Origin of the sequence: Lactiplantibacillus pingfangensis, from assembly GCF_005404945.1 — a bacterium.
Taxonomy (GTDB): domain Bacteria; phylum Bacillota; class Bacilli; order Lactobacillales; family Lactobacillaceae; genus Lactiplantibacillus; species Lactiplantibacillus pingfangensis.
On record NZ_BJDG01000003.1, the window covers coordinates 1 to 26,090 of the forward strand.

Annotated in this window: 29 protein-coding genes; 14 read left to right on the forward strand and 15 right to left on the reverse strand. The window is 44.5% G+C overall.

Annotated features, from left to right (window positions below; all coding sequences use genetic code 11):
* A partial coding sequence (locus FFM74_RS01230; protein WP_137624840.1) for a transposase occupies positions 1–674 on the forward strand: 674 nt, incomplete at its 5' end.
* Here the strand turns inward: FFM74_RS01230 and FFM74_RS01235 are convergent.
* From FFM74_RS01235 to asnB, 5 genes are all read right to left on the reverse strand, one after another.
* Positions 612–1,631: an alpha/beta hydrolase gene (locus FFM74_RS01235; protein ID WP_223877128.1), complete on the reverse strand. Its 1,020-nt coding sequence runs from the start codon at positions 1,629–1,631 to the stop codon at positions 612–614. The genes FFM74_RS01230 and FFM74_RS01235 overlap by 63 nt on opposite strands.
* Before the next feature lie 127 nt (positions 1,632–1,758).
* Complete coding sequence (locus FFM74_RS01240) at positions 1,759–2,274, reverse strand: hypothetical protein (RefSeq protein ID WP_137624841.1); 516 nt, start codon at positions 2,272–2,274, stop codon at positions 1,759–1,761.
* 194 nt (positions 2,275–2,468) lie between these two features.
* Positions 2,469–3,947: a UDP-N-acetylmuramoyl-L-alanyl-D-glutamate--2,6-diaminopimelate ligase gene (locus FFM74_RS01245; protein WP_137624842.1), complete on the reverse strand. Its 1,479-nt coding sequence runs from the start codon at positions 3,945–3,947 to the stop codon at positions 2,469–2,471.
* Between the two features lie 176 nt (positions 3,948–4,123).
* Positions 4,124–5,329, reverse strand: coding sequence for an aspartate kinase (dapG, locus tag FFM74_RS01250; protein WP_137624843.1), 1,206 nt, complete (start codon positions 5,327–5,329; stop codon positions 4,124–4,126).
* A 5-nt stretch (positions 5,330–5,334) separates the two neighbouring features.
* Complete coding sequence (gene asnB, locus FFM74_RS01255) at positions 5,335–7,236, reverse strand: asparagine synthase (glutamine-hydrolyzing) (protein ID WP_137624844.1); 1,902 nt, start codon at positions 7,234–7,236, stop codon at positions 5,335–5,337.
* Positions 7,237–7,757: 521 nt separating this feature from the next.
* Between asnB and apf the strand changes: the two genes are divergently transcribed.
* Complete coding sequence (apf, locus tag FFM74_RS01260; RefSeq protein ID WP_137624845.1) at positions 7,758–8,408, forward strand: aggregation-promoting factor; 651 nt, start codon at positions 7,758–7,760, stop codon at positions 8,406–8,408.
* 573 nt (positions 8,409–8,981) lie between these two features.
* On the opposite strand, the gene FFM74_RS01265 is transcribed toward apf, so the two are convergent.
* Entirely contained in the window at positions 8,982–9,452 is a 471-nt protein-coding gene (locus tag FFM74_RS01265; protein ID WP_137624846.1) for a MerR family transcriptional regulator, read from the reverse strand.
* Positions 9,453–9,553: 101 nt separating this feature from the next.
* Between FFM74_RS01265 and FFM74_RS01270 the strand changes: the two genes are divergently transcribed.
* Entirely contained in the window at positions 9,554–10,573 is a 1,020-nt protein-coding gene (locus FFM74_RS01270) for an NAD-dependent epimerase/dehydratase family protein (RefSeq protein WP_137624847.1), read from the forward strand.
* Between the two features lie 61 nt (positions 10,574–10,634).
* Here the strand turns inward: FFM74_RS01270 and FFM74_RS01275 are convergent, their stop codons facing one another.
* Positions 10,635–10,961 (reverse strand): AzlD domain-containing protein, encoded by a 327-nt coding sequence (locus tag FFM74_RS01275; protein WP_137624848.1) that lies wholly within the window; start codon positions 10,959–10,961, stop codon positions 10,635–10,637.
* The gene (locus FFM74_RS01280) at positions 10,954–11,658 is read right to left on the reverse strand and encodes an AzlC family ABC transporter permease (RefSeq protein ID WP_137624849.1); all 705 of its coding nucleotides are present in this window, start codon (positions 11,656–11,658) and stop codon (positions 10,954–10,956) included. Before FFM74_RS01280 ends, FFM74_RS01275 begins: the two co-directional genes overlap by 8 nt.
* 190 nt (positions 11,659–11,848) lie before the next feature.
* On the opposite strand from FFM74_RS01280, the gene FFM74_RS01285 reads away from it, so the two are divergent.
* Positions 11,849–12,067, forward strand: a complete 219-nt coding sequence (locus FFM74_RS01285) for a MerR family transcriptional regulator (protein WP_137624850.1) — start codon at positions 11,849–11,851, stop codon at positions 12,065–12,067.
* 170 nt (positions 12,068–12,237) lie between these two features.
* On the opposite strand, the gene FFM74_RS01290 is transcribed toward FFM74_RS01285, so the two are convergent.
* Together FFM74_RS01290 and FFM74_RS01295 are read right to left on the reverse strand one after the other, a co-directional pair.
* Positions 12,238–12,957, reverse strand: coding sequence for a DUF4811 domain-containing protein (locus FFM74_RS01290; protein WP_137624851.1), 720 nt, complete (start codon positions 12,955–12,957; stop codon positions 12,238–12,240).
* Positions 12,957–14,429, reverse strand: a complete 1,473-nt coding sequence (locus FFM74_RS01295) for an MDR family MFS transporter (RefSeq protein ID WP_137624852.1) — start codon at positions 14,427–14,429, stop codon at positions 12,957–12,959. Before FFM74_RS01295 ends, FFM74_RS01290 begins: the two co-directional genes overlap by 1 nt.
* A gap of 128 nt (positions 14,430–14,557) precedes the next feature.
* Here FFM74_RS01295 and FFM74_RS01300 point away from each other — a divergent pair, with 128 nt between their 5' ends.
* Positions 14,558–15,010 (forward strand): MerR family transcriptional regulator, encoded by a 453-nt coding sequence (locus FFM74_RS01300; RefSeq protein ID WP_137624853.1) that lies wholly within the window; start codon positions 14,558–14,560, stop codon positions 15,008–15,010.
* 708 nt (positions 15,011–15,718) lie between these two features.
* Here the strand turns inward: FFM74_RS01300 and FFM74_RS01305 are convergent.
* Positions 15,719–16,282: a hypothetical protein gene (locus FFM74_RS01305; RefSeq protein ID WP_137624854.1), complete on the reverse strand. Its 564-nt coding sequence runs from the start codon at positions 16,280–16,282 to the stop codon at positions 15,719–15,721.
* An 87-nt stretch (positions 16,283–16,369) separates the two neighbouring features.
* On the opposite strand from FFM74_RS01305, the gene FFM74_RS01310 reads away from it, so the two are divergent.
* The gene (locus FFM74_RS01310; RefSeq protein ID WP_137624855.1) at positions 16,370–17,020 is read left to right on the forward strand and encodes a Crp/Fnr family transcriptional regulator; all 651 of its coding nucleotides are present in this window, start codon (positions 16,370–16,372) and stop codon (positions 17,018–17,020) included.
* 48 nt (positions 17,021–17,068) lie between these two features.
* Here FFM74_RS01310 and FFM74_RS01315 read toward each other — a convergent pair whose 3' ends face one another.
* Complete coding sequence (locus tag FFM74_RS01315; RefSeq protein WP_137624856.1) at positions 17,069–17,413, reverse strand: hypothetical protein; 345 nt, start codon at positions 17,411–17,413, stop codon at positions 17,069–17,071.
* Positions 17,414–17,645: 232 nt separating this feature from the next.
* On the opposite strand from FFM74_RS01315, the gene FFM74_RS01320 reads away from it, so the two are divergent.
* The 5 genes from FFM74_RS01320 (at position 17,646) to FFM74_RS01340 (ending at position 21,233) form a co-directional block, all read left to right on the forward strand.
* Positions 17,646–18,293, forward strand: a complete 648-nt coding sequence (locus FFM74_RS01320) for a metal-dependent transcriptional regulator (RefSeq protein ID WP_137624857.1) — start codon at positions 17,646–17,648, stop codon at positions 18,291–18,293.
* 243 nt (positions 18,294–18,536) lie between these two features.
* Positions 18,537–18,737 carry a cold-shock protein gene (locus tag FFM74_RS01325; RefSeq protein ID WP_024624485.1) on the forward strand — a complete coding sequence of 67 codons (201 nt, stop codon included), beginning with the start codon at positions 18,537–18,539 and terminating at the stop codon, positions 18,735–18,737.
* Positions 18,738–18,915: 178 nt separating this feature from the next.
* Positions 18,916–19,659 carry a threonine/serine exporter family protein gene (locus FFM74_RS01330; RefSeq protein WP_137624858.1) on the forward strand — a complete coding sequence of 248 codons (744 nt, stop codon included), beginning with the start codon at positions 18,916–18,918 and terminating at the stop codon, positions 19,657–19,659.
* Between the two features lie 11 nt (positions 19,660–19,670).
* Entirely contained in the window at positions 19,671–20,126 is a 456-nt protein-coding gene (locus tag FFM74_RS01335; protein ID WP_171000618.1) for a threonine/serine exporter family protein, read from the forward strand.
* A 255-nt stretch (positions 20,127–20,381) separates the two neighbouring features.
* A complete protein-coding gene (locus FFM74_RS01340; RefSeq protein ID WP_137625026.1) occupies positions 20,382–21,233 on the forward strand; it encodes an alpha/beta hydrolase in 852 nt (283 codons plus the stop codon).
* 221 nt (positions 21,234–21,454) lie between these two features.
* Here the strand turns inward: FFM74_RS01340 and FFM74_RS01345 are convergent, their stop codons facing one another.
* On the reverse strand, positions 21,455–21,700 hold the full coding sequence (locus FFM74_RS01345; RefSeq protein WP_137624859.1) for a hypothetical protein: 246 nt from the start codon (positions 21,698–21,700) through the stop codon (positions 21,455–21,457).
* A 312-nt stretch (positions 21,701–22,012) separates the two neighbouring features.
* Positions 22,013–23,023, reverse strand: coding sequence for an LCP family protein (locus tag FFM74_RS01350; RefSeq protein WP_137624860.1), 1,011 nt, complete (start codon positions 23,021–23,023; stop codon positions 22,013–22,015).
* 267 nt (positions 23,024–23,290) lie between these two features.
* On the opposite strand from FFM74_RS01350, the gene FFM74_RS01355 reads away from it, so the two are divergent.
* On the forward strand, positions 23,291–23,953 hold the full coding sequence (locus FFM74_RS01355) for a phosphatase PAP2 family protein (protein WP_137625027.1): 663 nt from the start codon (positions 23,291–23,293) through the stop codon (positions 23,951–23,953).
* A 59-nt stretch (positions 23,954–24,012) separates the two neighbouring features.
* On the opposite strand, the gene FFM74_RS01360 is transcribed toward FFM74_RS01355, so the two are convergent.
* Entirely contained in the window at positions 24,013–24,807 is a 795-nt protein-coding gene (locus FFM74_RS01360) for a lp_1002 family arylesterase (RefSeq protein WP_137624861.1), read from the reverse strand.
* Positions 24,808–24,868: 61 nt separating this feature from the next.
* Here FFM74_RS01360 and FFM74_RS01365 point away from each other — a divergent pair, with 61 nt between their 5' ends.
* Both FFM74_RS01365 and FFM74_RS01370 read left to right on the forward strand, forming a co-directional pair.
* Positions 24,869–25,435: a GNAT family N-acetyltransferase gene (locus FFM74_RS01365; RefSeq protein ID WP_137624862.1), complete on the forward strand. Its 567-nt coding sequence runs from the start codon at positions 24,869–24,871 to the stop codon at positions 25,433–25,435.
* Positions 25,422–25,946 carry an Rrf2 family transcriptional regulator gene (locus FFM74_RS01370; protein ID WP_137625028.1) on the forward strand — a complete coding sequence of 175 codons (525 nt, stop codon included), beginning with the start codon at positions 25,422–25,424 and terminating at the stop codon, positions 25,944–25,946. The genes FFM74_RS01365 and FFM74_RS01370 overlap by 14 nt, the downstream gene beginning before the upstream one ends.
* The last annotated feature ends 144 nt before the right edge of the window (positions 25,947–26,090 follow it).

The following is a 26,090-nucleotide window of genomic DNA, read 5'->3' on the forward strand; positions in this document are numbered from 1 at the left end:
TCAATCGTTATACGAAACAAGCACGGGAAAGTGTCCAAATAATTGTCACCGATATGAACTACACCTATCCTAAGCTGATAAAGCTAGTATTTCCTAACGCAGTCGTAGTAATTGATCGTTTTCATATTGTTAATGCCGTCGTGGTTGGCTTTAATCGAACCCGAATTCGCGTGATGAAAAAATTTCCGACGTCATCTTTAGAATATAAGGCTTTTAAACGCTATTGGAAACTATTTTTAAAACCCAATGGCGAATTAGATATTGGCAGTTATCGGCATTACACGCACGTTCGTGGTTTCAACACGGAGAACAGTTTAGTCGACACTTTACTGGGATTGGATCAAGAACTTAACGAAGCTTACGAAACCTTACAAGCCGTTATGAGTGCCATCAGGCTACGGGATGAAAGCCGACTGCGGCTCGCATTAGATCCACAACATCACAATCCAGAAGAGATGGAAAAACACTTAGCTTCTCTTCGCGAGAACCAAAAGTTCATTGAAAATGCCTTAAAATATGAATATTCAAACGGACCACTAGAAGGAACGAATAACAAACTCAAAGTGCTCAAACGAGTCGCTTATGGTTTTGGTTGCTTTGTAAACTTCAGATTACGGATTCATTTGATATTTAGTGTACAGAAAGCGCCCAGCCACGGGGCGGCTGGGCGCTAATGATAGCTGATTACCAACAACAGTTGACAAAGAGCCGACAAAGGTTGTTTCGACGCCAGTGTCGGCTAGTCGTTCAGCGTAGTCCCATGCTTGTAGCCGAAATGGATCGAATTCACCCATCATAATGGTCGTTGCTGGCGAATTGCCTAAGTCTAACTGATTAATTGGTGAAATTAATGGCGCCGCCGCGTTGACGTTTTCCGGCAAATAATAATCGGTCATAATTGTGTCAATTTGTCGGAATAAGTCATGGTAATGTTCGAAGCGGGCCCGTTGACTTGGAATGATTGAAAATTGATCTACATCCCAAAATGGGCCATGATGATCGGCACCGGGCGCGGTGACTGGGTATAGCAGTAATTGTTGATTAATTTGCTGACTGCCGAGTTGGCGATTTAAATTGGCAACTGCCAAGGCGATGTTGGCACCAGCCGAATCACCGGCAATCGCAATTTTGGCGTCCGGTCGCGCTTGTTCAAGATAATGAATGACCGCTAAGCCGTCTAAAATTCCAGCGGGCGCCTTGTGTTCGGGTGCGAGGCTATAATCGACATTTATAATCTCACAGTGACTGCGATCGGCGATTAATTTCAAGAGAGCCGTGTTATTGCTAGGTTGACCACCATAAAACGCCCCACCGTGAAAATAAACGAGTAATTGTGGTTGGAGCAAAATGGCTGGTGTTAACCACTCGACTGGCACCGTTCTTGTTTGGCATTTCAGTAAGGTCTGTTCAACGCTGACCCGATCGCCAACAGCATCAGCGATTGCTGGTGTCAGGCTGCCGGTGCGCAACTCAGTGAGATTATTTTCCAAATGAACCGGTGCGGTTAAATCTGCCAAATTCTTTAAAACGGCGGGATCAAATTGGCCACCGGTGACATGTTCGTTGAAGGGTTTAGTAATTTTATTAACGCCATTAATTTTTACGGCATTTAGATTAGTCATTGGCATCATGATTAGGACCTACTTTCTTAAGACACATTCAGGTGATTGCTTAAGTTTAATTATAAGTAGGTATTATCTAGATTAATAAAATACTGAATAGTAACTTTAGTGAATAATCAAATCAAGGCTAATTTTATTAGGCAATGAGGTCAAATAAGTAATATAGCAAACCAATTAGCTCATAGCCGAGTAACAACATTAACACGTTGGAAGTGTAAAAGTAGACCCGACCGTGAAGCTTCTTAGATAAGTTAAGGCGCAACTGATGTGCATCGTAAATTTTAGTCACGCGGTAATAACTCGTCAAGGTGACGACAAATAGAGCGGTTGCGGCCAGAGTAATGATGGCTAGAAATAACAGAAAACTAATCCCAAGGGTAGCTGGCAAAAAGGCGAGCCAAGCTAGTCCAAGAATGTTCGCCGACGCTAGTCCCAAGCCTTGAATGCGCCAGCCATGTTCATAACGTTTGGCGAGACGACCGGCGTGTGGATGGGCCTGATTGAAATCTGCTAATTTCACCATAAAGTTTGCCAACTCACGGGTGCTGAGCAGTGTGCCATCCGTCAACTGGCGATTTAGTCGGAAGGTGAGGATGATGATGATGAGCAATCCAAGCATGGTTACAAATAGTAACCCGTAAAAAAATGTCAAATTATGTGTGCCTCCCAAGTTTAGATAAGTTGAGTATACGCTTCTCTTGTAAATTTTTAGTAAAGAACCGAAAAAGAGATTGGCGCATAAAATGAGTCACTTCCGGCGGAAAAAGTCTCGTTAGGAACAACTGAAGCGTGTCATCAAAGGCCAGTTGGGACAGCCTTGATGACACGCTTCTTTGTCGTTACGATTTAAATGGTTGGTTTGAGCGCTAAAGCTTTGGCAGCTTCTTCGCTGTCATCGAAATGGTGCTTAGTCCGACCTAAAATTTGATAGTCTTCATGACCTTTGCCAGCAATTAAAACGACATCACCAGGTTGCGCCTGTGCAATTGCCGTGGCAATCGCTTCATGACGATCAACATAAACTGGCACGTTGGCGTCAGGAACACCGGCGACCATGTCTTGTAAGATGGTCTCGGGGTCTTCCGTCCGTGGATTGTCGGAGGTGAAGATTGGTTTGGTACTTCGTTGAACCGCAATTTTGGCCATCTTTGGCCGTTTGCCTTTATCACGGTCGCCACCACAGCCAACGACACAATAAATGTCTTTTTTAGCAAAGTCTTGAATCGTTTCTAAGGCGTTCAGTAACCCGTCAGGCGTGTGTGAATAGTCCACAATGACACTGACACCGGTGTGTGATGGCACCGCTTGGAAACGGCCCTTAACGCCGGGAACCTTTTCGAGTGAGGCAATAATTTGATCTTCTGGAATACCACTCGCATAAGCGGCGGCAAATGCGGCCAACATGTTATAAACGTTGAACTGACCGATTAGTTTCATCGTGACATGCGTGACATGTCCAAAGACCGACAAGTCAAATTCGGTACCGTGGCTTTGAATTTGAACATTTTGCGCGTTGATCATCGCATCTGGTTTTAAGCCAAAAGTTAACACGTGCGCAGACGTGTATTGTTCGAATTCTTTGCCAACGGGATCGTCAGTATTTAAGACAGCGACTTTTTCGGTCCCATTACTGCCATATTTGTTTCCAAGTTGGGCAAATAACATGGCTTTGGCTTCCGCGTATTTTGCCATCGTCTTATGAAAGTCTAAATGATCTTGCGTTAAATTAGTGAAGACGGCAATATCATAATCAATTCCCCAGACGCGTCCTAAGACGAGGGCAATTGAGGAAACTTCCATGGCGACCGTTTCGACACCGGCATCGCGCATCGCTGCAAGCGTCCGTTGGGTCGTAATCGCATCGGGTGTCGTATTGGCAGTCGGTAGTTTTTCATCTTTAATTTTACGGTACATCGTGCCAATCAAGCCGGTTGCTTGTTGTTGGTCACGGTAGATTTGTTCAATTAAGTGGGTGACGGTCGTTTTACCGTTCGTGCCGGTCACGCCAATCATGCGCATTTTTTGGCTAGGCGCACCATAGAAAACATCCGCTAAAATGGCCATCGCACGTTCAGTATTTTGCACGTAAATGACTGGGACGGAAACGTCGATTGGCTTCTGGGCAACAATAATTTTTGCGCCAGCCGCGACGGCTTGATCAACCAACGTATGACCGTCGATATGATAGCCATCAACCGCAACAAACATCGCACCGTCCTTGATCTCGCGCGTGTCTTGTGTCAGCATCGTCACGTCAAAATCGGTGGTCAATGCTGGTTGAACCTGTTTGAATTTTAAACACTCAATTAATTTGCTTGCTTTCATTTAGTTAGACGTCCTTTTTTAATTAAAATAGACTACTTGACGCTTTCTAGGATACCATGCGGCAAGCTAAAAAGTCGAGCAGGACTAGCGGGGTTATTAGCCTTGTGATCATTAACAACTGAAGTTTGCCAAAAAAGGTGCTAGACCCGAAATAACGGGCTAGCACCTTAGTTAGTTTAAGCTTCAATACCTAAAAACTCATCATGGAGGGCATTCATCGCGACTTTCAAATCCGCTTCTTTAACTAGCACCCAAATCGTGGTGTAGCTATCTGTTGATTGTAAAATGTCGATATGTTGGGCACTCAAAGCGGTCACGATACGTGCGGTGACGCCGGGTGTCCCGGTAATGCCGGCACCGACGACGGAAACCTTGGCGCAGTCGCTAATGGCTTGGCAATGCACGTGAGCTTTAGTGAGTAAGTCTTTGGCGACCTTAGCATCACCGTTGACCAAGTTAAAGACCACTTGATGTTGGCTAATATTAATGAAGTCGACACTCAAGTTGTGATGGGCCATTAATTGGAAAATTTCGCTTGAACTCAAGGTATCCGTCGGCACGGTAAATTGTGTCAAATTCGTTTGGTGGGCAACACCAGTAACGGTTCGATAATGTTCAATTTGTGTCGTGGTCCGATCCGTGACTAACGTGCCAAGCTCATCCGGTGCTTGATAAGTTGAGCGAATACGCATGGGAACGTGCGCTTGCTCAGCAATTTCGACTGCCCGTGGATGAATCACTTTGGCACCTTCATGGGCCATGTTGGCTAATTCTTCGTAGCTGATGGCCTTAATGAAGCGCGCATGGGTGACTAACCGTGGATCGGCGGTCATCATCCCGTTGACGTCAGTAAAGATATCCACACGCTTGGCTTTCAGTGCGGCGCCTAAAATTGCGGCGGAAGTATCAGAGCCACCACGACCAATCGTCGTGATGTGTCCGTCTTCGGTGGCCCCTTGAAAACCAGTGACGACTACCACATCAGCGTCAATAAAGGCGTCTTGAATTGGCTTCGGGTCGACGCGCAAGATTTTTGCATTTTGAAAATCGTCATTAGTGACAATGCCGGCATCATGACCGGTCATGGCGATAACATTCAAGCCTTGTTCACGCGCCAGTTCAGTAAAGACAGCCGTAGAAATCGTTTCACCGACAGAAACGAGCATGTCCAATTCACGGTTCGTCAAACGAGACGCTTCACCGTGAACGAGGCCCAGCAAGGAATCTGTCGCATAGGGGGCACCTTTACGACCAATCGCAGAAACGACAACAATGACTTTATCGCCTTGGTCCACGGCATATTGCACGTGACGTAGGGCTTGTTTACGGGCGGCATCGTCTTTAACGGATGTTCCGCCAAATTTTTGAACAATGATTTCCATCAGAATTAAGGCTCCTCGATTTCACTCGCGTGGGCATTGGCAGTTGGGCTATCCATTAGTTGGTCACTTTCAACGTAAATCTTGTGCCACATCATGAAGGTCAAAACGGTCCACAATTTCCGTGAGTTATCACGAACACCGGCTTTATGATCGTCTAAAAGCTTCAAGAAGTAAGACTTGTCGAAGTACTCGTCAGTTTGTGACTCATTGATAATTTGTTTGGCCCAATCGTACATTTCATCTTTTAACCAGAACCGGATTGGCACTGGGAAGCCGAGCTTCTTTCGATGTAAGACGTGTTCCGGCACAATGTCTTCAACGGCTTTGCGCAAAATATACTTAGTGGTGCCATGGCTGATCCGTAAATCAGCTGGAATTTCAGCAGCCAAGTTGTAAACTTCGCGGTCCACAAATGGGGTCCGTAATTCCAAACTGGAAGCCATCGTGGTCCGATCGGCGTTGTGCAATAAGTCACCGTTTAACCAAGTATGCATGTCGATAAATTGCATCCGACTGATTGGGTCGTAATCGACAGATTCATCATAGAATGGTTGCGTGATTGATTGGAACGGATGATTTTGATTGTAGTTCTTGATAAAGGTTTTCTTTTCATCTTCGCCAAAAATAAAGGCATTCCCAACGTAACGATTTTCCAGTGGGGTCGTGCCACGCATTAAGAATGAACGGCCACGCATGCCCTCTGGCATCATTAGCGCGATTTTTTTCAAAGCGCCGTTGATGGGTTTCGTATAACGGAATGGTTTCAATGATTCTGGTTCGTGATAAATCGTGTAACCACCGAATAGCTCATCGGCACCTTCACCAGTTAAGGCAACCTTGACATGTTTAACGGCTTCTTTGGCTAGGAAGTACTGCGGCACAGCGGCCGGATCAGCCAACGGATCATCCATACTCCAAACGAAGTGTGGGAAGGCCTTCATGAAGGCTTCTGGCGTAATAATGCTACTGTGATTTTTGACTTCTAAAATCTGAGCGGTTTCTTGGGCAACGTCTAGTTCGCTATAACCTTCACGTTCGAAACCGACGGAAATCGTTTCGAGGTTAGGATTATAGTTTTTAGCAATTGCTACTATAATAGAAGAATCAATCCCACCAGATAAGAATGAGCCAACGGGGACATCTGACCGCATGTGAATTTTAACGGAATCAATCAAGGCATCTTTGATTTTTTGGGCATATTCATCTTCAGAACGTTTGACTGGATGGAATTCACGATGGTAATAGCGGGTAATCTGCGGTGCGGCGCCAAGTTTCTTCGTTAAGGAACAACCAGGGGCTAACATCTTGATTTCTTTCGTTAACGTTTCAGGTTCAGGAACGAATTGGAAGGTCATGTAATCTTGCATGGCATTCTTATCAAAGGTTTTATCCTTTAGAATCTTGTAAATGGCTTTGCTTTCAGAAGCATAGTAGAAGTCTGAACCTTGAACCGCATAGTAGAACGGTTTGATTCCAAATTGATCCCGGGCAGCGAAAAGGGTCTTTTCTTGTTTGTCCCAAATCACGAAGGCAAACATCCCACGGAAGTATTTGGTACAGTTTTCTTTGTACTTGGCATACATGCCTAAGATGACTTCGGAATCAGAACTCGTCTTGAATTCGTAGCCTTCAGCTTCAAGTTGGTCACGTAATTCAATGTAGTTATAGATTTCACCATTGTAAGTCATCCAATAGCGTTCGTTGTCATATGAAAGTGGTTGGTGTCCACCGGCTAAGTCAATAATACTCAAGCGACGGAATCCCATTGTAATGTTGTCATCAGCAAAGTAACCATCATCATCGGGACCCCGATGGACAATCATCTTTGTCATTTCGTGGATCGTTTGATCGTAGGCCTCATTATCAGTCTTGGTCCGATCAGTTAAACAACCAGCAAAACCGCACATGTGTGTTCATCTCTCAATCTTTAAGTTTAATTTTTAAGTGTCTAACTTGTACTCATGTTTTGTTGTTAATTTACCCGATTTTACGGTTTAAGTAAAGTAATCATGGGCATTGTAACGGATTCTTACCGAATTGCCATCTTAATTTTGAGAAAAAAACGGCTGTTTTGACATGCTAAAACTAATATCCGGCTTATATCCAGTTTTCATAAGTACATTGAACTATTATACTTGCTTTGAGAACTAAGATAAAGGTGATTAGATGTTTCGTAGCGTTTACAAAGTAAAATAAATTTAATATAACTGTATTTTTTCACGATGAACACCCCACTAATTCCAGCTTAAATATTACGAAATATTACAAAAAGGCCGATTTATTACAGTGAGACGGCGAATTAGTAATCTGATTGCTATTGGGCTGTCACATTCAGTCCGTATACTTAGCTCCTGTTGTTAAGTCCGGTATCTAAGTGGTGCCGGACTTTAAGAAACTACCCAAAAAACACAGGAGTGAAACTATTTATATGAAGATCAAGAGTTTACTATTATCAACTGCAGCCGCGGCTAGTTTGTTTGTCCTCGGCACAACTGCTGCCAACGCCGACACCATTACGGTTAAGGCTGGCGACACCGTTAGTGCATTGGCAGACACTTATAACACCACGATTTCCGCAATTGAAACAGCTAACTCATTAGCTGACGTTAACTTAATTATCGTTGGCCAACAGTTGGAAGTAACTGGCACGACAACACAAGCGGTTGTTACCCCAGCGTCACAAGCACCTGCCCAATCACAGGCACCTGCTTCACAAGCGCCGGCTCAGTCACAAGCTCCCGTACAGTCACAAGCTCCTGTACAGTCACAAGCACCAGTTCAATCACAAGCTGCCTCGCAAGCGCCAGCAGTATCACAAGCACCAGCGCAATCGCAAGCTGCTCCGGCAACGTCTGGTTCAGACAGTGCCGCTAAAGACTGGATTGCCAACAAAGAATCTGGTGGTTCATACTCAGCTACCAATGGTCGTTACATTGGTAAGTATCAATTAGATTCATCATACTTAAATGGTGACTACTCAGCTGCTAACCAAGAACGTGTTGCGAACAATTACGTTTCATCACGTTACGGTTCATGGGCCGCAGCACAATCATTCTGGCAATCACACGGCTGGTACTAAACTCAGCCTTAAATTCTACGAACATTAAATAATCGGTCTCAGCCTACTTATCTTGTAGGTTGGGGCCGGTTTTTGTTTGTCAGCGAAAGGTTGAAAGATGAAAGCCATGAACAAGCCTCATCGTGCCAATTACCAGCTGTCGCTTCCGGTTGGGACTGATAACATGCGGTCGTGGGACCGGTCCAAGCCAGGAACGTCTTGGACCTCGCCTGGAACCCTTGCAAAAATCGCAAGTGTCCCAGACCGTCCGTGGCGTAACGTCGGCCAAAACCAGCCGATGCAACGCCACCATCACGACCGATGCTATCAGTCCCAACCTGCAGCAAATTAAAGTTAAGAGACAGAAATGTTTAGCCGTGTCCCACAGTGCACAACGGTTCTGCCTGACTGGGTACCACCAGTTTAGTTTAAGAGCGACAGTTGCTGGGATAGTTCCGTTCACATTTCTTTTTAGGCTGGCAATGTTTAGCCGTCCATCTAAAGAATGAAAGCACAAAAAGTGTTGGGGTAGTAATACGCTGTCAATAATTATGGGGGATGTGCAGTTGACAGCGGAGGATTAGCTAAGTGTTTTTAGTCACGATGAACTTTTTCCGAAGCAACTGGTAGCTCTGGGTAAGGATCAGGGAGCTGATTAGCTAATTTTTCGGCCTTCGCGTATTGGCGCTCGGCGGTGATAATTTGTGCGGCCTTCGGCGCATTGTAAATGTTGAGTTTGAAGTCGATTTCTTTTAAATTCGCCAGTATTTTCCGTTGTTCAGCGAGAATGGCTTCTCGGTGAGCCGCTAAAAGTTGTTGCCGGGTTGGAATGGTACTGGGGCCAACCATAACAGCTTCAATATAGGTGCGAATATCGGCAATTTTCATGCCGGTGTTTTTTAAACAAGTGATCGTATGCAATAGTTGCAAGTCTGCGTCTGTAAATTCGCGGTAGCCAGATTGGTTGCGACTGACAAACGGTAATAACCCCTGTTTATCATAAAAGCGAAGGGTATAGATGGACAGGTGGGTCTTTTCAGCGACGGCTTTAATACTGTAAGTCAAAATTTTTCACCTCTTTACTTGCCCTAGAGTGTTGTCGAGGGTTTATGCTAATTTCAGTTTAAAAGTTAAGCTAAAAAAATACAAGTAATGGAGCAATGAAAATGAAAACAAAAGTATTAGTAACTGGTGGCAATGGCTTTTTAGCCTTGTGGGTGATTAAAGATTTACTGGAACAAGCTTACGCCGTTCGGGCAACGTTGCGGTCGTTGGCAAAAGCGGATGAGGTTCGACAGACTTTGCGTGATCAGGGCGTCGATGTTGCCAATTTAAGTTTTGTCGCGGCTGATTTAACACAGGATGAGGGCTGGGCAGAAGCGATGCAAACGATCGACGTTGTGATGAGCGTGGCCGCACCAGTCTTTGTTAATGGTGAAAGCGTGGAAAGCGAAGTTGTTGAGACGGCGAAAAACGGGACACTACGAATTTTGAAGGCGGCTGAAACAGCTGGCGTCAAACGGGTTGTGATGACGGCTAATCTTGGTGCGGTCGGCTTTAGCCGACTAGATCATCAGGGCCAAGTGACTGAGCAAGATTGGACTAATCCCGACCAAGCGGGGTTGTCCTTGTATGAAAAGTCAAAATTATTAGCGGAACATGCGGCCTGGCATTATGTCAAAACCACGGAATCGCCATTAGAATTAGTCACGGTCAATGCCGGCGCAATGCTTGGAAAGTCCATGAACCGGCATGTTTCTGGGAGCTTTGGACTGATTGAACGCCTTATCAAAGGCCAAGCGACACCAAACTTTCAAGTGAATGTGGTCGATGTGCGGGACGTCGCAGCGATGCATGTTTTAGCAATGCAAACGCCCACTGCGGCCGCACAGCGCTTTTTGGCGGTGGCGGATCGGGCCATTACGGCTAAAGAGATCAGGACGTTAATTAAAGCTCAACGGCCAGCACAAGCGACTCATTTACCGCGCGTCTTATTGCCAACTTGGCTAATTCGTAGTTTAGCACCGATAGTGCCAGCTGCTGGTGAGGTGAGTTTGATGATGCGTGTCAATCATGACGTTAGCAATCGGAAGGCCCGGACCATCTTGGGCTGGCAGCCGCACTACAGCGCAGATGAGGCTTGGCGGCAACCGATAGCCTGGGTAATAATTGATAAGCAAAATTAACGGCACTAAAACCGACTCTGATCGTGGTTTTAGTGCTGTTAATGACAGACTTAGGGATTGATTAGCCTAGACCGACTAAGCGCAGCAGTGCCATGGCAATCACGCCGGTAATCACGACCGCTAGCAGGCTTTTCGTTAAAATACCCGCTAGAATGGCAGGGATTGAGGCATAGATATTGGCTAAATTAAAGCCAGGCCAGTGACCCGCGTGGTAGGTCAGCAGGCTTTCAACAAAGATCGCGGTCATAATCGCAACTGGTACAAACGACAGGAAGCTAATCAACCATTTGGGAACGGTCAGATTTTTAATCACGGCGAAGGGGACGACGCGTGACAGCCAAGTGACAAGTCCAGATAAGAGAATCGTAACGAGCACGTAGTTAGTCATGCGGGCTCACCACCATTCCAAAGCCACAGCCGAGCAAAGCCGCGATAAGTAGGGCAATGTTCCCGGGAAAAAAGCGCATGAGAAAGAACATCGCAATTGCGACAAATATGACGACTAGCAATTGTGTTTTTAATGATTTACTCCGATCGGTGATGATTTGTAAATATAACAGGCCAATGAACATGCCCACGACCGCAAAATCGAGGCCAAATTGATTTGGATCAGTAATCAAGTTACCGAGCAAGCAACCGACAACCGTTGCGACCGCCCAAACGAGATAAGCGATAATGTTGGCGGCATGTAACCAGCGCGGTCGGAGTTGATGATGGGTTTGATTCAATTTATTCATACTTAACGCAAAGGTTTCATCGGTCAAAAGTGACCCTAAGGCGATATTTTGTGCCAGCGATTCTTTTTTGAAATATTGCGCAATTGACAGACTCATCAGGATCATCCGTGAATTAATGAGAAAAGTTGAGAGAACGATGGCAGAAACTGGGCTACCGGCGAGCAACATGCTGATGATAATAAATTGTGCGGAACCAGCATAAACAATCAAGGACATCAGCAGGACCGCTAATACTGATAAGTGACTTGTATTGGCCACAATGCCCATCGCTAAGCCAACACCAATGTACCCAAACAAGGTTGGCACGACGTCTTTAAGGCCGCTTTTAAAGGTTAAACTTGCGTCCATATTTTTCGGGAACCTCCTTAAAATGAGTCAAAAAATTCAGTGAGTCTAGTTTACACTTTTTGGTGAAAATAATGAAGAACTTTATCATATCATTTTAATGTTGCGGTCACGAAATTATTACTTGCATTTGTGAGTGGCTGGGCGTAACATAAGCTCATTGATTTTTTGAAAGGACAAATGGTGAGAGATAATGACTCTGGAACAATTAGCAGCCCGTAGCGGGGTCGCTGCTGATAAAATCGTTGCTTATACAAAGGCTGGTTTACTCCCATGCAAAGACGCTCATGCGACGTTCAATGCTGACGATCAATATTGGCTAGATATGGTCAATTGCTTCTTAGAAAATGGCTCATCCGTTGAGGACTTAAAAGATTTGATGCCACTGTGCGAACAGTGTGCCACCAACTAGGCCTAAATTAGGATACTGCAAGTAGAACGGCGTTAATCATCGGTTTAAAACTGATGGTTAACGTTTTTTGTTTGCCCGGATAATCGTGACTACCACAAAAAAAAGCACTCACATGCGTCAATTTGTTGACGTGTGTGAGTGCTTTTTCCGTCCAGCGATAAAGGCATGGACTAGTTAGCTTGTTTGACTGTTTTTATCATTTTTTGCATGGCGGTTGCTTGGTATTGTGCGGCTGCCTGTTTTTCTAATTGTGCTAATTGTGTCTGGGTCATGGCCGGGTTTTTAACCATGGCGGCCTTGACGGTGCTTTGCACATAAGCTTTAGCTTGTACTTTCATCGTCGCTGACTGTTGTTTTGCAAGAGCACTGAGCTTTTTGGCTTGGGTGGCACTAAGGACAGCCCAAGTCTTTTTAACGTAGAAAGTATTCTGGCGTTTGATCAATTGTTTATCATTATTGGCAATACCAAACCAGAACTTCGCTGTATTATTTTCATACTGCCAACGAGTAGTTTTGGTGACCAGCTTGGTGGCCCCAGTTGTCGTTTTCACATGGTTAACCGTTTTAATGCTAGCCTTGGTGGTGCTGACTTTCTTTTGATCAGTCATCGTTTTGTAAATATAGACGCGGTTCTTATCCGCCGTCCCGACTGACTGATAGAGTAGCAGGTCTAATTGACTGCTACCAGCTGATTTTAATGGTTGTGTCTTGGTGGTGGTCACTTTTTCCATCCCCAAATGTTGGCTGTCGTTCATCACAATAAGCACTAATGAAGCAACTAACGTTAGACCGAAGAGGGCAGTTAAGCCATTCTTGAGCCAAGAAGGTTGGAGATAAATGAAGGTTAAGAACAACACGATGGCACTGAGGACCAAAGTAACAATAATCATTAGTCATCAACCTCCTTTGTAACTGGTTTGATTGAATGTTGTTTGTCTTGCATAAAGAAGGCAACGACTAACCCAACCACACAGAAGGCGACCGCAACGTAGAAGGCCGCGTGATAGCCACTTAAAGTTGCGTTGAAGTAGTCATTTTGGTAAGCCAATGGTTGAGACTTTAGCAAACTTTTAGCTGGTGCTTGAGACGTGGTCACATTAGATAACACTGAAGTTAAAATGGCGGTCCCAATTGAACTGGCAATTTGGCGAACCGTGTTGTTCACGGCAGTCCCATGACCCATCATGTCTAATGGTAAGGCGTTCATCCCGGCAGTGGTGGCGGGCATCATGACCATTGAAATCCCAAACATTCGAATGGCATATAACACGACGATATAGATGGTTGCGGTTGTCCGCGTAATGAACATAAATGGAATCGTTCCAGCGGTTAAGAGGAACATCCCTAAGATGGCTAAGCGTTTGGCACCAAAGCGGTCAAAGGCTTGACCGGTAATGGGGCTCATGATCCCCATCATTAAGGCACCGGCTAACAAAGTTAAGCCGGAATCAAAGGCCGAGAAGCCATGAATAATTTGTAAATACAGTGGAATGACCATTTCGGCACCGACCATGGCCATGTTAGTCACAGAACTTAAAATCGCCGCGACCGTAAAACGAACATGTTTGAAAACTCGGAAGTCCAGAAATGGCTTTGCCATAGTTAATTGACGCCAAACAAATAAGATAATGCCAATGACCCCGATGGCTAACATAATTAGGACTTTTGCGGAAGTCCAGCCGTCGTCACCAACGGAGGAGAAACCGTAAAGTAAACTACCAAAGCCTAAGGTGGATAACGCTAGGGATAAGAAGTCTAATTTTGGCTTTGAGGTTTCAAGCACATTGGCCATGAAGAAGAAGCCGGCAATAATCACGATGGCAACGATTGGAATAATCATCCCAAATAAATCACGCCAGCTCATGTTATCAATGACCCAACCAGAAAGGGTCGGACCAATCGCAGGTGCTAAGCCAATGACGATCCCGGCCATCCCCATGGCAGCGCCACGTTTATCGGCTGGGAAGATCGTTAACATAATCGTTTGTAGCAATGGCATCGTGACACCGACACCGACGGCTTGGATTAAACGTCCCGTTAATAATAGTTGGAAGTTGGGCGCCGTAAAACAAATAATGGTCCCAATTTCAAAAATAGTCATGGCAGATAGGTATAACCATTTAGTACTGAAACGGGTGCTTAACCAAGCGCTAACTGGAATCATAATCCCGTTAACGAGCAAGAACCCGGTAGTTAACCATTGAACCGTAGACGTGGTAATATCGAAGGCCTTCATTAAGGTTGGAAAGGCGGTCGTTAAAATCGTTTGATTCAGGACGGTACAAAATGTCCCGATTAATAGTATGGCAATGAGTAAACCACGTTTATATGGTTTCCCATTCGTATCAACAGCAGTTGACATGAAATCCCTTCTCTCTAAAAAACTACGTTGTCTAATATAAGCGGCTTTGATACTTTTGTCAACAAACTTGACATTAATATTAAAAAATATATACTAAGTATTGTAAATTAAAGAAAAGAGGTCGCTTTGTGAACAATCAGGATGCAGATTTTTTCAAAACCTTTAAAACACAAATTAATAAACATAAATTTACGGTTGGCATTAGTGATTTAGCTAAAACCACGGGGGTCTCGCAAACACAGCTTCGTTACTGGGAGCAAAAGGGCTACATTCATAGTCAGAAGGCGACCGAGAAGAATACAGCTCATCGGTTTTCTTATGGGACTTTGATGCGGGTTCATTTTATTAAAGCCATGCTCGATGAGGGTTTTACGCTGGCTGCAGCAGCTCAGCGGGCCAGCGAGCACGGGACCCAGATGGAAATGATGCGAATATTTGTGACGAACGCTTTTGAAGGTGTGGAAGAGCGTGATGGCCATCATATGATCAATTTAGGTTATTTTGATGAGGCCCACACAAAGAATTTATATGTCTATATTGTCGATAGCCAACCGCATTATCGGGTCTATCCTAAAAAATAAGGTTGTAACCCCTATCTTCTAGCTTGTGAAACCAGTTGATTAATGGTAGATTTAAGTCGGTAAGTATCGGTAAGTCATGCGGACAACAAGTTTCTCACTCGTCAACCGATCTTATGGCTGGGTTGACCGTTGTCATGTTGGTCGTGTTTTGAAGTTTAACTTTGCAAAGAGATTTACAACAGAGCGCGAAACTAGCGCTGAGAGATGCCTGAATCAGTTCAGGTAGTGATCGTGCATAAAAACAACGTGTAATTGAATCTAGAAGTTTGTTTCAATTTGTCCGGTGATGATACTTACTAGTAGGGCCCAAGTGCTGTGAGAAAGCTTGGGTCTTTTTTTATAAAAAAGAGTGTTCACCACAGCGGGTTGCTTCCGAGCATAGCCTAGTCACCAGTATCATGCGCACTTGGCATGGTGCTGGTGACGTAGCTAAGCGGAGGACGCAGCTGTGGTGAACACGTTTCGACTATAAAAAAAGAGTGTTCAGCAACACGGTTTGCTGGTGAGCATTATCGTGGTTAAGCGGAGCCCGCAGTGTCGCTGAGCACGTTTCGACTATAAATATAGAAACAACCTCAAAAGGTTGAGCATAAAATAATGACGCGTGCCGCAACAACACGAATTCAAGCCTATATTTCAACAGCAACTAAAAACCCACCCTCTAACATAAGCAGGCGGGTTAATTAGCAATCTGAGTAAAATTTGATATTAAAGTGACTGAACAAGTTCAATTTTACCGACAGCAATCGGTAACGTCACATGGGTAGAATAATGGCCGACTGCGCCGGCAACAGTGGCTGGCAACGTAACGTCATCCGTGACGCCGTGGACGTAAATGACGCGCTTATCTAATTCTAGCTCGCTGTCATTAAAGGTTGCCTTGAAATTAGTTGTGAGTTCAGCTAATGGCACTACTTTGGTATAGGCAAAATAACCGTTGACATCTGCGACCGGATAATCATCGTTGGGAATGTTCATTTTATGTGGTGCGGCGTCTAAAGGCACCATCGTTGTGCCAGAAACAACGCCAGTTTCAGGTAAGTCAACGAAACCGTCATGGTTAGCGTCCTGTGCCATCGTGGCGATTGCTGCCGGTCGACCGTCTGGGAAACCATGGAAATGTTCCCAATGTTGGGCGTTAGCCGGTGTGTCAAACATTTCAAGATTAATCGTCAATGTGTCACCATTAATCACGAGTAAGGCAGTACCATGAGCGGAATGACCGATTTTTTCAGCATTTAATGGCACAATTTCTGCACGATAGATTTTCATAAGTGATAGCCTCCGTTAATTTGATGGCCTTAGTGTATAATAAAACCAGCACTAAAAAATTGATAATTATCAAGAAAAGAGCAAAAAATGACTCATTCAGCAATTAACTGTGTGCAGAACGCGCCAATCTTTAAGGGCTTGGCAGCAGAAGATATTGCACAATTGGCGCAAATTTCGGTTCATCAGGAATTAGTTAAGCGGGGGCAAGTCTTGTACCAGCCGTTCACGCCGTTGCAGCGGATGATGATTGTGGATCAGGGGCGCGTGAAGGTTTATCAGTTGGATGAAAATGGTAAGGAAAAGGTGTTGTATATGCTCCGAGCGGGGTCGATTGATAGCGAGGCGGCCTTATTTACACAACATCAACATTATAATTACGCGGAGGCGGCCGAAGACAGTTTGATTTGTTCAATTGGTCGCGCTGATTTTCAGGCGTTAATTCACCGAGTGCCACAGGTGGCGTTTAATTTACTGAATGTGTTGGGTGATCGACTAACCGCGTTGGAATCGGTCAGTGCGTTGACGGGAAATTTAAAAGCCAAGAACCGAATCTTGGTCTACTTGCAACAAGTCAGTGCCCAACAGCAGCAAAATCCACTTATTTTGCCAGAAAAGAAGAAAGAATTGGCGAGCTTTTTAGGCATCACGCCAGAAACGTTGAGCCGTCAACTCGGACAGTTGGTTCAGGACGGTTTGCTAAAAATTGATGGTCGAAAAATGACATTGATCGAAAAATGAGGCCAGCAGGGTGTGCTGACCTCATAGATGATTTGTAAGGGTGGTTGATTATGATTTGGAGAGTTGCGCGAAATGACTTGCGTACCACTCGTCCCAGCTAAGTGCTGGATTGCCGCTCTCAAAATATTTTTGATCCAAACGATCAATCAGGCTGAGATAATCCTGATATGAAAAGTTAACACTGTCAGTTAACCGTTCGCTGGTCGTCATGTAACGTCCTAAGTTCAAATGGTCGTTAATATCAGTCATAAAATTAACGACATCATAGTTGGACATTAACTCAAGATTGTTAGCATCAAAAAGCTTTTGATAAAACTTGGCAAAGCTTTCAACAGCTGTATGTTGCAAGCTATCATTGAGTTCGGTAATAGATAATTGAGCATCTTCAGTCACGATGCGGTTCCTCCTTAGTATTGAAGCACGATCCGAGAAAATAAATTTTAAAACGGTTGTTGCCCGTAAGCAACAGTTTTGCGCTACAATTTAATTATGGCACGATTACTATGGCATTTCAAAGGATTGTCAAAATTATGTGACTTAATTAACCAGTGGTAAAAAAATTATAAATGGTGTACGATAGCTTAATTAAGCAGACAGATAAATTTAGTTGAGGTGAAGTAAATTCATGACCCCCATGAAGGAAGATTACTTAAAAATCATTTTCGAACTTGGTGGTACGAAGAAAAAGGTGTCGAACAAGCAAATTGCGCTAAGCTTAGACATCGCAGCCGGTTCTGTGACGGAAATGGTTGGTAAATTAGTGCAAGACGGATTGGCAAGGCATACCCCGTATGCCGGGATTTCATTAACGACTGAGGGGATTCGCTATGCGGAAACCTTGGTTCGTAAGCATCGTATTTGGGAAGATTTTCTCGTTGATAAGCTCAATTATGATTTGCCGGATGTTCATTCTGAAGCGGAAGTTTTGGAACATGTGACGAGTGAACGGCTAGTTGATTCCTTGGAGTCGTATTTAGGCCATCCAACGCACTGTCCACATGGTGGGGCGATTCCTGATAAGGATGGGCAATATACCGAAGACAGTCATACTGCTTTGGCAGATACTGAAGATGGCAGTGTGGTTTCTATTGAACGGTTTATTGATAATCATGACTTGTTGGTTTATTTACACGATATTGCGTTGAAGATTGGTCAGGCGGTCAAAGTTGTGAAGCATGATCCCTTCGAAGGTCCGGTCACGATCGAAGTACAAGCGACCGGCCAACAGATTCCGGTGAGTTACAAAGCGGCGCACAATATTTTTGTCAGCTAGTTATTGGCGAAAATGCTGCCGGTGATCTTTGTTGCCAATTGCGAAATTTTTAATCGTTTGATAAAAGAATTTAGGAAATTAGCGTGATTCGCTATCCTTTTCGAAAACAATATGCTACAATTACTCTTGTAGCTTGGTTAGGTAATTTTGGTCAGATCGTTTCAATAAACTATCCCCATTTGCACCGAATCATGATTTACATTAATTTATATGTGCAAAAAAGCACTAGGAGGATTTTTTATTATGGAACATGGAACAGTTAAATGGTTTAACGCCGATAAAGGTTTTGGTTTTATCACTCGCGAAAACGGTAGCGATGTATTCGTACATTTCTCAGCTATCCAAGAAGACGGCTTCAAGACTCTTGAAGAAGGCCAAGCTGTAGCATTCGACGTTGAAGAAAGCGATCGTGGCCCACAAGCAGTTAACGTTACTAAAGACTAATTAACGGCTTAAAAGGCTTTTCTCTAATTCGTTAGAGAAACTTCAAAGACCGGTTATGGAGGGAAACTTCCATAGCCGGTTTTTTTCGGCCTTTTTTAACTTTTGGGGTAGCTGTCAGGCCAGAATTAGCTTAAAGTTAGGCTATTAAGAAATGTGCGTCACTTAGGGGGAAAATACGATGACCACCGATGAACTGATTATTGCCACTTGTTTGAAAGCCGGTAAGATTATGGTCGAAAACGGCTCAGAAATTTCGCGAGTAGATGATACGATGATTCGAATCGCTCAAAATGCCGGGGTCGTTCAGGCCAATACTTATGTGACAATTACTGGGGTGATGATGTCGATTCAAGGACGCAATGCCACTCAAATCGCCTCCGTGACCAAACGAACGATTGATTTGGAGAAAGTTTCTCAGGTCAACCAATTGTCGCGAGAGTTTGCCGACCAACGCATTGATTTACCAACGTTACATGCCCGTTTGGGACAATTAGATCAGGCGTCGCGCTCATTTCCATTATGGCTTCAATTAGTTGGCGCGGCTTTGGTCAGCGGGCCATTGATGATCATGTTTCGGCAAGAGACCGTTAATACTTGGCCTACCGTGGTCATTGGGACCTTAGGATATCTAGTCTTTTATCTCTTAAATCGTTATTTAAAAATTAAATTTTTGAGTGAGTTAGTGGCTGCGCTCCTAATTGGCTTTTCTGCCGAATGGGCCTATCAAGTTGGCTGGGGCACAAATATCAATGATATTATCATTGGTTCGTTGATGCCGTTAGTTCCCGGGGTACCGCTGACTAACGCTGTTCGTGATATTTTGGCCGGTAATTTTGTCAGTGGTCCGGCGCGCGCGGTTGAAGCTTTAATCAGCGCCGCAGCGTTAGGTTTTGGCATTGCCGTCGTCATTACGATTTTCTAGGAGGTGTGCTGATGGGAGTCATTGGACAATTAATACTGGCTTATTTAGCAGTTTTAGGTTTTGGCCTGATTATTAATATTCCGCGGCATGCCTTAAATGTGGCTGGTTGGATCGGCACCATCACTTGGGCTAGCTATCTAATCATGCAGGCCGCTGATGGTGGGGTGGTCCTCGGTAGCTTTATCGGTTCTGTTGGCATTGGGGTATTAAGTAATTTAGCCGCACATTATAAAAAAATGCCGTCGATTATTTTCAATATTCCCAGCTTAGTGTCATTTGTGCCGGGAAGTCAGGCGTATCAAATGGTTCGTAACTTTGCGCTTGGTAAATATGATCAAGCGGTGGGGTTCATGTTGCAGGTGGTCGTGATTACTGGGGCAATTGCCTTGGGATTTTTAGTTGCAGAACTGTTAAATCAACTGATTGCTTTTTGTTTGCAGCAGTGGCAGAAGTTGCGTTCATCGTAAAAGAGTGGAACAAGAGGCGGGTTGCTACCGAGCATAGCATAGGAAAACGAGTGATTGGGGCTTTCAATCGGTCGTTTTCCTATGCTAAGCGGAAGTCGCAGCCTTTTGTTCCACGTTTCGACTATAAATATTCGGAGCTACAAACCGAGTCTGGGGTATTGTCCTAGGCTTTTTTTGTGAGTATCACTTGCCTTCCACTAACTCTAAACTGGTAAACTGAGCTTACTTTGAGATATTGGGGGATTTTTACAGATGATGAAACGAAAAATATTAGCTGTGCTGCTTAGTTTGGGACTGATTCTAACCGTGGTTGTTGCTGGCTGTGGTCGAAAAACGATTTCTAAAAAAGAGAGTCAGAATTTGACCCCGACGTTATTTTTCCATGGTGGCGGGAGTAGTTATCATGCTGAGGAGCAGATGGCGAACGCGGCTAAAAAAGCTGGGGCGACGAATACGATTATTCGGGCGATGGTCGACAAACAGGGGCAGGTTAAACTGGTTGGAACCATTAAACCAGGGGCAAAAAATCCAATCGTTGAGGTTAACTATGCGAATAACCGCGAGTTAAATTATCGTAAACATGGTGAATGGGCGACAGCGGTTGTTCGAAAACTGCAACAGCAATATCATTTTAAGGCAATCAACATGGTTGGCCATTCGTTGGGCAATATCTCGCTGATTTATTATTCGTTGCAAAATGCGGGGAATACGCGCTTGCCAAAATTACGAAAACAAGTAGATATTGCCGGTCACTTTGCTGGCTTGAACTTTGCCAAAATACCAGCATCGGTCAAGCAGCCGGCTGGTTTAACTTTGAATGCTGCTGGCAAACCTAATCATATGAACGCCACTTATCGTCAAATGACGGCGTTGCGTCAGACTTTGCCCAAAAATCAAGTCAGAATATTGAACATTTACGGCAATATCGGCGGGCACACGGATGGCACCGTTCCAAATGTGTCTTCGCTAGCTTTAAAATATCTCGTGGCACCAAGGGCAAAATCTTATCAAGAAAAGGTCTTTACGGGCAAATTAGCCCGTCATTCTAAATTACATGAAAATCCACAAGTTGACCGGGCGTTGATCAGCTTTCTGTGGGGAAAATAACTCGAAATTGAGTGCTTCCGGTTGCTACTGATAAAATGCTCGACACCAGTCTAATTTAGAAGCAGTCGTTGCTGACAGGACAATGTTGATGATCTTTTGTATACTTGTAAGCTTCAAACAATAAACGTTTGTAGATAAGAAGGGCACCATGACTGGATGTCAAAGCGCCCTTCTTTTTTGCGTCTAGTAGAGTCTGTTATTTCAATCACTTTTGGAGGCAGTCAGTCGAGTTTGGTCGATTCAGTGGCGTTAAATAGCCAACTGCCTTGTGGCGTTTGTTGATAAGCCATTTCAGTCACTTTACCGGTTTTCAAATCCGTAAAAATGAATTTGATTTCATCATTATTACGAGTTGCATAACGGACAGTTAAACCATTCGTTGGATTATTTTTTATTTTTTCAATTGCAGCCCCCATGGTTGGACCATCAGGATACTGACTGGCGAGTTCAAATTTTGTTTTTGACATTTTCTCAGCTCCAAATTAAGTCATAAGTTATTATAGCATGTTAGTGATTATCGCTTTAAGCCTGAAAGGTGAAATTCGTGAGGGAAGTCCATCGTGTCAATAACCAGCATATACAGATTAGTTAACGCCTATCGCTTCCTGTTAGCACTACTAAGCATGCGGTCGTGGGGCCGTCCCACCACCGTACGACGATTCTGCCTGACGGAGCGCTCGTCGCGAATTTAGCTTATGAGCAACTATTGCTCATATTTCCTTTAGATAACAAAAAAACTATCGACTGTTGTCGATAGTTTTAGTCGTCCGAATGAGTACTTATTTAGCGTACATCGAACCAGTAGTTGCTTCTTTTAGATCCAAAGACTTCCGTAAAACATTCGTGACCCGTTGCTTTTCAGTTTGAGGCACAACTTCGAACGATTGGCCGTTGATCATTTTACCGTTACCTTGGGCATGATCCGAAACGATGTTCTTAGTTGCAACACGGTAATTAGAAACGATGCTGGTTAAGTTTCCGAATGTTAAGTCGGTCCGTGTTTCCTTAGCTAATGATTTTAAGAAATCTTGTTTCATTAAGTTAGTCGCATTGGTACTTTCGCTAATGATGGCGGTAATCAATTGCCGTTGACGTTGTTGCCGACCGTAGTCACCCAATGGATCATCGTAACGCATCCGTGAATAACCTAAAGCTTTGGCCCCATTCATGTGGGTTTTAACGCCCTTAGTGTAGCTGTTACCTTCATAATTGAAAGTTCGTACGGGGGTGATATCCACGCCACCGACTTCGTCAACAACTTTTTTCATCCCACCCATGTTGATTAAAGCGTAATAATCAATCGGAACATTTAACCATTTTTCAACAGTTTTAATGGTGGTGCCGGCACTACCATAAGCGTAGGCGGCATTTAATTTTGATGGAAAATCTTGCTCAAATCCAGATACAGAAACTTCTGAATCTCGTGGCAAACTCATTAATGTCGTCGTTTTAGTCGTTGGATTAATCGTTGCCAAGATAATACTATCGGTACGTCCCTTATAGTCTCGACCAAGGGCCCCGGTATCGGTACCTAACAATAGAATTGAAACCGGCTTTTTACCATTTAAAATGGCATCCGTATTCCGCGTCTTTTTAATCCCACTACTTTGATACACGATCTTCGCGGCATTACGTGCGTTGAAATAAGTTCGTGCGGCAAATGCACCAATCCCAACTAACAACACTGCTAGGATGACCAACAGTGTGTTCCGAACTGGATGCTTCTTCTTAGGTCCTTTACCCCCAGATTTTTCCTGATGCATCTGTGAACGACTTGGCATTTCTTCCATGAATTTTTCCTCCAATAGTTATGTAAAAACTATACATAGTTTAGCATGCTTTCGCGTCATCGGAAACACTTTTCAAATAACGTGAGAAAGCGCGCGTACCCGTAACTCATCACTAATCATACCTGTTTTATGACCATAACGTGTCGGATTTACGCTTTCTTTGTGATTTTTTAAGGTTCCCTAAACAAAGCCGGGCACCTTTTAGCCTGTGAATCAATTATGGTATAATTTTATTAATTGTTAATATTAATGGGGGTTCTAATTTTGATGATCGATAAGTCGCGTTATCGGCCGGTCAAGTTCGTGATTGCAGTGATCTTATTTGCATATTTAAGTTATTTTATTCAGTCCGGTGCGGTGGGTGTTGATCTATTCGACGCGGGGCTGATCTCGCTAGCAACGATTAAGGTAAACGGCTTTTTTACGTTGATTTTTAAGGTGATTAGCTGGTTAGCATCACCCGGTCGCGATATCCTTTGGATTGTGCTCTTAGCGTTTCTGCTTTATGGGTTTAAGTACAAGATTCAAGCGCTTTGGTCGCTAGCCTTGATGGCTGGTGGCGTTGTGCTTGATTTCATTTTTAAACACTTGGTTGCGCGTGCCCGGCCAATTGGTCATTTGGCAACTGACACGGGTTACAGCTATCCGAGTGGTCATACGATGGGAACCTTTATCCTAGTGGCGACGATAATTATTATAATTGTTCCAGAAATAGATAATTATCGTCTGGCACAAACCGTCAAATGGGTCAGCATTATCTGGTTAATTTTAGTCATGGTTGCGCGCGTTTATTTGCAGGCGCATTATCCGACTGATACGATTGGCGCGGTTTTGCTGGGCTGGTTGTGGGTCGAAATTATGGAATGGGTCTATATCTGGTGTGCACCAACTTTAATCAATTGGCGACTGTGCTATCGGTCTTATTTGTAAACAAACCGAACAAAATAAAAGCGATCTCCGTTACTGGAGGTCGCTTTTTCTGAAGCGGGCTAGTCGAGCGCTTTCAGCCACTCAAGTGCGAGTTCAAGCCAATGGGCTGCGTGTGGTAAATCAGCATCTGGTTTCCAAGCAGTTTGCGAATTTGCGAGGGCTAAGCCGTGGGGACCGTGATTAAAGAGATGTAATTCATAGGGAAGCCGCTGCTGTGCAAATGCCTGAGCATAAGCTAAAGCGTTGGTCGCTGGAACCAAGGGATCATCGGCGGTTGCCCAAATGAAGGTCGGACGGTTATGCGCGTTGACGTACGCATCGGCGGCCAGTTCCGTTGGTTGTGTCGTCCATTTGGCCAGTGTGCTGGCCTCGGTTGGATAGCCATAGACCGGATTAATCACCGGATAGCTCAAAATGACGTTGGCAACTGCCAGTTCCGTTGCCGGAACTTGTAGTCGACTCGGCAGCTCGGTTTGCCAATAGTCGTTATAAAGCGCAACGATGTGACCGCCAACACTAAAGCCAACTGGTGTGATGTGGTTCGGATCAATGTGCCAAGCCGCGGTATTTTGATGAATCAGTTGGATGGCACGCCCCAAATCATACACGGGTGCTAAGCCAAGTGGCTGTTGATCGCCGATTAAGGTATATTCTAGGTAGAAAGCTTGGTAGCCATGACCTGCAAAGGCCAAAGCCAGCGTTTCTGCCTGAGCAACTGGGATATGCGTGTAACCGCCACCAGGAACGATAATGATGGCTGGTAACCGCTTTTGATGCGCATTCTCGTCTGGTGTGTGCAGCAAACCAGTTAATTGTGCTGGCCCAGTCGCTAATTTTTGTTGAATCGCTTGCATGCAATCACCTCTATTGATATGGTTAACATAGCTATTATAACGCAAGCGAGGGGGTCAAGGAATGCTCAAAGCAACACCGAATTTACATAATGAACAACTGCGATTACGGCCATTCGTCGTTGGGGATGCGGCCGATTATTTTGAAATGGTGCATGATCCCCAGGTGGCCGTGAACGCTGGCTTTACCCCGGCCAACAGTTTGGTTGAGGCAGAATATTTACTAAGTCGTCAACTTAAACTGCCAGAAGTGTATGCGATTGAGTTGAGCCAATCGGCCAAAGTCATTGGTAGCGTGGGTTTATACGAGCGGATGAATGCCCAAGGCGAACCGGCACCACAACAGATGGATCTAGGTTATATGTTGACGGCAACGGCATGGGGACAAGGCTATATGACGGCGGCCGTGCATCTGATTATCAATTATGCGTTTGAAGACTTACACTTACGACGGTTGACGGCCAGCTGTCTGGCACCCAATACGGCGTCAAAATTGATCTTGGAACATGCGGGATTTCAGCAGTACGATCAAGTTACCCATCCCGCCTACGCTCAGTTTGGTGCGGGCCAAACTGAATTGTTTTTTGAGTTATTGCCCGTAAATGGAGATGAAACTAATGCAACTCGCTAAATCATTCGAACAGGCTGCTTGTGTGCTCGTTTTGCTAGCGACACAACGCCCTGATATTCCGCTGACGTCAGATGTGATTCATGAACGGATTGGGGGTTCGGCGTCGTATATTCGTAAAATTATTCGAAAATTGGTCGTGGCTGATCTCGTGGCATCTACAAGTGGCAACAATGGTGGCGTGCAGTTAGCCCGATCACCGGAATCAATTTCGATTAAGGATGTTGTGCTGGCGATTGAAGGACCACTGCATACCTTTCCAGACCGTGGTTATTTTGATCAAGTCTTTAAAGATGTTCAACCGGTGGCCGATGAGGGGACCAAAGTGGTCAATGGTATTTTTTCGCAGGCTGATCAATTATGGCTGCAGTTTTTGAGTGAACAAAAAATTGCGGCGTTAATCAAGGATCTGTTGGCAGTCAGTCAAATTCCAGTCCTGAATTGGAACAACCAATCTGAAGATAAAATGGGACAATTAAACCAAATTTTAGCGCGAATGCGGACGGCCAAGTGAGTGACCGTACAAACTACTTGAAAATGTATGCGGTTTCGAACGGCGATTTGCTGAAAACAGGGAACTAGCGGGCTAATCATCGGCAAGGTTCACAGAAACTTTTTTTCACAAGTGAACAATCGCTGTCATTACGGGGATATCTGT

Bases quoted from the DNA above. Each gene is read 5' to 3' on its own strand.
- FFM74_RS01310 (WP_137624855.1), top strand. From the start codon at position 16,370: ATGACTCATTCAGCAATTAACTGTGTGCAGAACGCGCCAATCTTTAAG.
- FFM74_RS01235 (WP_223877128.1), bottom strand. From the start codon at position 1,631: ATGATGCCAATGACTAATCTAAATGCCGTAAAAATTAATGGCGTTAAT.
- FFM74_RS01280 (WP_137624849.1), bottom strand. From the start codon at position 11,658: ATGGACGCAAGTTTAACCTTTAAAAGCGGCCTTAAAGACGTCGTGCCA.
- FFM74_RS01350 (WP_137624860.1), bottom strand. From the start codon at position 23,023: ATGGAAGAAATGCCAAGTCGTTCACAGATGCATCAGGAAAAATCTGGG.
- FFM74_RS01370 (WP_137625028.1), top strand. From the start codon at position 25,422: ATGCAACTCGCTAAATCATTCGAACAGGCTGCTTGTGTGCTCGTTTTG.
- FFM74_RS01345 (WP_137624859.1), bottom strand. From the start codon at position 21,700: ATGTCAAAAACAAAATTTGAACTCGCCAGTCAGTATCCTGATGGTCCA.
- FFM74_RS01305 (WP_137624854.1), bottom strand. From the start codon at position 16,282: ATGAAAATCTATCGTGCAGAAATTGTGCCATTAAATGCTGAAAAAATC.
- FFM74_RS01285 (WP_137624850.1), top strand. From the start codon at position 11,849: ATGACTCTGGAACAATTAGCAGCCCGTAGCGGGGTCGCTGCTGATAAA.
- FFM74_RS01275 (WP_137624848.1), bottom strand. From the start codon at position 10,961: ATGACTAACTACGTGCTCGTTACGATTCTCTTATCTGGACTTGTCACT.
- FFM74_RS01295 (WP_137624852.1), bottom strand. From the start codon at position 14,429: ATGTCAACTGCTGTTGATACGAATGGGAAACCATATAAACGTGGTTTA.
- FFM74_RS01365 (WP_137624862.1), top strand. From the start codon at position 24,869: ATGCTCAAAGCAACACCGAATTTACATAATGAACAACTGCGATTACGG.
- FFM74_RS01330 (WP_137624858.1), top strand. From the start codon at position 18,916: ATGACCACCGATGAACTGATTATTGCCACTTGTTTGAAAGCCGGTAAG.
- FFM74_RS01340 (WP_137625026.1), top strand. From the start codon at position 20,382: ATGAAACGAAAAATATTAGCTGTGCTGCTTAGTTTGGGACTGATTCTA.
- asnB (WP_137624844.1), bottom strand. From the start codon at position 7,236: ATGTGCGGTTTTGCTGGTTGTTTAACTGATCGGACCAAGACTGATAAT.
- FFM74_RS01290 (WP_137624851.1), bottom strand. From the start codon at position 12,957: ATGATTATTGTTACTTTGGTCCTCAGTGCCATCGTGTTGTTCTTAACC.
- FFM74_RS01320 (WP_137624857.1), top strand. From the start codon at position 17,646: ATGACCCCCATGAAGGAAGATTACTTAAAAATCATTTTCGAACTTGGT.
- FFM74_RS01355 (WP_137625027.1), top strand. From the start codon at position 23,291: ATGATCGATAAGTCGCGTTATCGGCCGGTCAAGTTCGTGATTGCAGTG.
- FFM74_RS01325 (WP_024624485.1), top strand. From the start codon at position 18,537: ATGGAACATGGAACAGTTAAATGGTTTAACGCCGATAAAGGTTTTGGT.
- FFM74_RS01245 (WP_137624842.1), bottom strand. From the start codon at position 3,947: ATGAAAGCAAGCAAATTAATTGAGTGTTTAAAATTCAAACAGGTTCAA.
- apf (WP_137624845.1), top strand. From the start codon at position 7,758: ATGAAGATCAAGAGTTTACTATTATCAACTGCAGCCGCGGCTAGTTTG.
- dapG (WP_137624843.1), bottom strand. From the start codon at position 5,329: ATGGAAATCATTGTTCAAAAATTTGGCGGAACATCCGTTAAAGACGAT.
- FFM74_RS01270 (WP_137624847.1), top strand. From the start codon at position 9,554: ATGAAAACAAAAGTATTAGTAACTGGTGGCAATGGCTTTTTAGCCTTG.
- FFM74_RS01360 (WP_137624861.1), bottom strand. From the start codon at position 24,807: ATGCAAGCGATTCAACAAAAATTAGCGACTGGGCCAGCACAATTAACT.
- FFM74_RS01335 (WP_171000618.1), top strand. From the start codon at position 19,671: ATGGGAGTCATTGGACAATTAATACTGGCTTATTTAGCAGTTTTAGGT.